Origin of the sequence: Streptomyces sp. NPDC094143 (assembly GCF_040303825.1) — a bacterium.
GTDB lineage: Bacteria > Actinomycetota > Actinomycetes > Streptomycetales > Streptomycetaceae > Streptomyces.
Map to the genome: position 1 here is coordinate 1 of NZ_JBEOTZ010000100.1, position 4,166 is coordinate 4,166.

General features: G+C 73.6%; 2 protein-coding genes. Both read right to left on the bottom strand.

Features of this window, described 5'->3' with window-relative positions; all coding sequences use genetic code 11:
* The coding region (locus ABTZ58_RS39765; protein WP_351368312.1) for a type I polyketide synthase at nt 1-1,900 on the bottom strand (1,900 nt) is incomplete at its 3' end.
* 45 nt (nt 1,901-1,945) lie between these two features.
* On the bottom strand, nt 1,946-4,166 hold a 2,221-nt coding region (locus tag ABTZ58_RS39770), incomplete at its 5' end, for an SDR family NAD(P)-dependent oxidoreductase (RefSeq protein WP_351368315.1).

A 4,166-nucleotide genomic window follows, 5' to 3' on the forward strand; every position in this document is an offset into this window, starting at 1 on the left:
GGTCCAGCCCCGGCGCACCCCCCTCACCACGCACCACATCGACCAACGACCAGTCGACAAAACGCGACAGCGCCTCACCACACTCCACGAACCGCGCCGCGAACACCGGCGACGAATCGAGAAGCTCAACCGCCATCCCCACCCACTGCGCCCCCTGACCCGGGAACACGAACACCGGGTCGACGGCCTCGCCGGGGCTCGTGGTGAGGCCGCGTGCGGTGTGGGCGGGCTGTTCACCGCGGGCCACGGCGCGCAGGGCGTCCAGAAGGGCGTCGCGGTCGGCGCCGACGACCACCGTGCGCTCCTCCAGGGCGGCACGGCCGGTGGCCAGGGTGTGGGCGACGTCCGCGCTGCGGAGGTCCGCGGACTGCACGCGCTCGGCGAGCCGCTGGGCCTGCTCCCGCAGCGCGGTCTCGGAGCGCGCGGACAGCAGCCACGGTACGACGGTCCCGGGCCGCTCAACATCAAGCCGCTCGGTGGCGGGGGCTTCCGACTCCTCCACCGAGGGCGCCTGTTCGATGACGACGTGTGCGTTGGTGCCGCTGCCGCCGAAGGAGGAGACGCCGACGCGGCGCGGCCGGTCGTGCTCGGGCCATGCGACGGCTTCGGTGAGCAGGCGCAGCGTGCCGGAGGACCAGTCGACGTGGGGGGTGAGCTCGTCCGCGTGCAGGGACTTGGGGACGGTGTCGTGCCGCAGGGCCTCGACCATCTTGATGACGCCGGCGATGCCGGAGGCGGCCTGGGTGTGGCCGATGTTGGACTTCAGGGAGCCGATCCAGAGGGGACGGTCGGCGTCGTGTTCCCTGCCGTAGGTGGCGAGGAGGGCCTGCGCCTCGATCGGGTCGCCGAGCTTGGTGCCGGTACCGTGCGTCTCGACCACGTCCACGTCCGCGGCCGACACCCCTGCGTCCGCGAGGGCCGCGCGGATGACGCGCTGCTGCGAGGGACCGTTCGGCGCGGTGAGACCGTTGGACGCGCCGTCCTGGTTGATGGCGGAGCCCCGCACCACCGCGAGAACCTGGTGGCCGCGCTCCTGTGCGTCCGACAGCCGCTCCAGCAGGAGCACGCCGACGCCCTCGCCCCAGCCGGTGCCGTCGGCTCCGGCGGCGAACGGCTTGCAGCGGCCGTCGGGCGCGAGTCCGCGCTGACGGCTGAACTCGATGAAGTTGCGCATGGTGGCCATGACGGTGGCACCGCCGGCGACGGCCATGGAGCATTCGCCGGAGCGCAGGGCGCGGACCGCGAGGTGCAGCGCGACCAACGACGAGGAGCACATGGTGTCGAGGCTGACGGCGGGGCCCTCGAAGCCGAGGCTGTAGGCGATACGGCCGGACAGGACCGCGGCGGATCCGCCGGTCAGCAGATGCCCTTCGACGCCTTCGGGGGCGCCGGTGCCGTCGTTGGCGTACGCCTGGTTGCTGGCCCCGATGAAGACGCCCGTGTCGCTGCCGCGCAGGGTGGTCGGATCGATGCCGGCCCGCTCGAACGCTTCCCAGGTGGTCTCCAGCAGCAGGCGCTGCTGCGGGTCCATCGCCGTCGCCTCACGCGGCGAGATCTCGAAGAAGCCGGCGTCGAACTCGGCGGCGTCGTGCAGGAAGGCGCCCTGGCGGACGTAGCTCGTGCCGACCCGGTCGGGGTCCGGGTCGTAGAGCGCGTCCAGGTCCCAGCCACGGTCGGCCGGCAGGTCCGAGACGGTGTCGACGCCGTCGGCGACGACCTGCCACAGGTCCTCGGGGGTGCGCACGCCGCCGGGCATACGGCAGGCGGTCGCCACGATGGCGATCGGTTCGTGCGCCCGCGTCTCCAGGTCGGTGAGCCGGCGCCGTGTCTGGCGCAGGTCGGTGGTGACGCGCTTGAGGTACTCGCGGAGCTTGTCCTCGGTGGTGTCCGTGTTGCCCATGGCAGTCAGCCCTTCGAGAATCGGGAGATCGTGTCGGGGGACCGCTCAGGAGATCCCGAGTTCCCTGTCGATCAGGTCGAACATGTCCTGGTCGGAGGCGCCGACCAGTTCCTCGTCGACGGCCGTCTGCGCCGGCTCGTCGGTCGGTGCCGTCCAGCTGTCCAGCAGGCCGCGCAACGCGTTCGTGAGCTCCTGCCTGTCGGCCGGGTCGGCCGCGGCCCGGTAGGCCGCTTCGATCTCCCGCAGCCGGGGGTCGAGGGCGTTGCCGGGAGTGGTGTCCGGGAAGAGCTCGGCTTCGAGGTGGTCGGCCAGCGCCTTCGGCGTCGGGTGGTCGAACACGATCGTCGCGGGCAGGCGGGTGCCGAGCGCCGCGCCGAGTCGGTTGCGCAGTTCGACCGCCGTCAACGAGTCGAAGCCCATGTCGCGGAACGCCTTGCCCGCCCTGACGCCGTCGCCGGAGCCCAGAACCGTGGAGACGTGGGTCCGGACCAGGTCGACCAGGCGTCGGTGCCGCTTGGCGGGTGGCAGAGCGGCGAGTTCCCCGCGCAGTCCGTGGGCCGCGGCGGTGTCGGTCCCCGGGGTGGCCTCCTCTTCCCGGCGTTCCGCCAGCAGGTCCCGGACCTCGGGCACCTCGTCGATGAGCGGCCGGTGACCGTGCGCGCAGTACGCCGGTACGAAACGGTCCCACCGGATGTCGGCGACGACCAGGGTCGTCTCACCGTCCGCGACCGCCTCGCGCAGCGCGCGCACGGCGGGCCTCGGCTCCATGGCGGGCACGCCACGGCGCAGGAGCTGCTCGGCGACCTCGGCGTCGACCATGCCGCCGCCCGCCCAGGCGCCCCAGGCGATCGAGGTGGCGGGCAGACCCGCGGCCCGGCGTCGATCGGCGAGTGCGTCGAGGTGGGCGTTGGCGGCGGCGTACGGTGCCTGTCCGCCGTTGCCCCAGACCCCGGCGCCGGAGGAGAACAGCACGAAGGCGTCCAGCGGTTGGTCGCCCAGCAGGTCGTGCAGGTTCTGGGCGCCGACGACCTTGGCGTGCATGAGGTCGACGGCCTCGTCCGCGTCGATCCCGGTGAGGGGCCTGGCCAGGTCGACGGCCCCGGCGGTGTGGACGACCGCGGTGAGCGGCAGGTCGTCCGGTACGCCGGCCAGGAGCGCGGCGAGCGCGGTGCGGTCGGCGACGTCGCAGGCGGCGATGGTGACCCGGCAGCCGAGGGCGGTCAGTTCCCGCTCCAGTTCGGCCGCGCCGGGAGCGTCGGGGCCGCGCCTGCTGGTGAGCAGCAGGTGACCGGCGCCGTCGCGGGCGAGGTCACGGGCCACGTGGGCGCCGAGCGCACCGGTGCCTCCGGTGATGAGGACGGTTCCGCGGGGCTTCCAGACGGAACCGGCGGTCGTCGGCTCCGGGCGCCGGGGCGAGCGGATCATGCGCCGGACGCGGACACCACCGGCGCGGACGGCGAACTCCGTCTCCCTGCCCCCTGTTGCGCCGTCGCCTGCGCCGGGCTCGGCCAGCAGGGCGGGCAGGCGGGACAGCAGCGCGTGCGCCCCGTCTCCGGCGGGGAGGTCGACGAGGCCACCGGACCGCTCGGGATCGTCGAGCGCGGCCACCCTCAGCAGGCCCCATCCTGCGGCCTGGCCGGCGTTCGGCACCTCCGGGGCCGCGTCCACGGCGACCGCTCCCCGCGTCAAGGTCCACAGTGCGGTGGCGAGTCCGGCGTCCGCGAGTGCCTGGCTCAGGGCCATGGACGCCAGAAGGCCCCGTGAGACGCCGTTGCTCCGCTTGTCGGGGGTGTCGTCCAGCGCGAGGAGTGACAGCACTCCCGCGGGCGGTTCCGCAGGGGAGGTGACGGCGGCCAGCCGTTCGGTGACCACCGCCCGATCCGCGTTCTCGGGCACGGTGAGGCACACGACGTCAGCGCCCGCCTCTTCCAGTACGTCCCGTGTCCGCGGCATCAGCTCGCCGTCGGTCCACGTCTCGGGGACGGCGAGCAGCCAAGTGCCGCGCAGGGGCGCGGTGGCAGGCAGCTCGTGAGGTCGCCAGACCACCCGGTACCGCCAACCGTCCACCGTCGCCCGCTCCTTGACCGCCTTGCGCCAGGCCGCCAGCGCCGGGACGACGGCTCGCAGCCCGTCCCGGTCGGACACCCCGAGCGTGGTGGCCAGCTCCTCCAGATCGCCTTCCTCCACCGTGCGCCAGAACTGCTCGTCGACCGGATCGGAGGAGTTCCGCTGCTCGGCCTTCGGCGCGTCCAGCCAGTAACGGCGG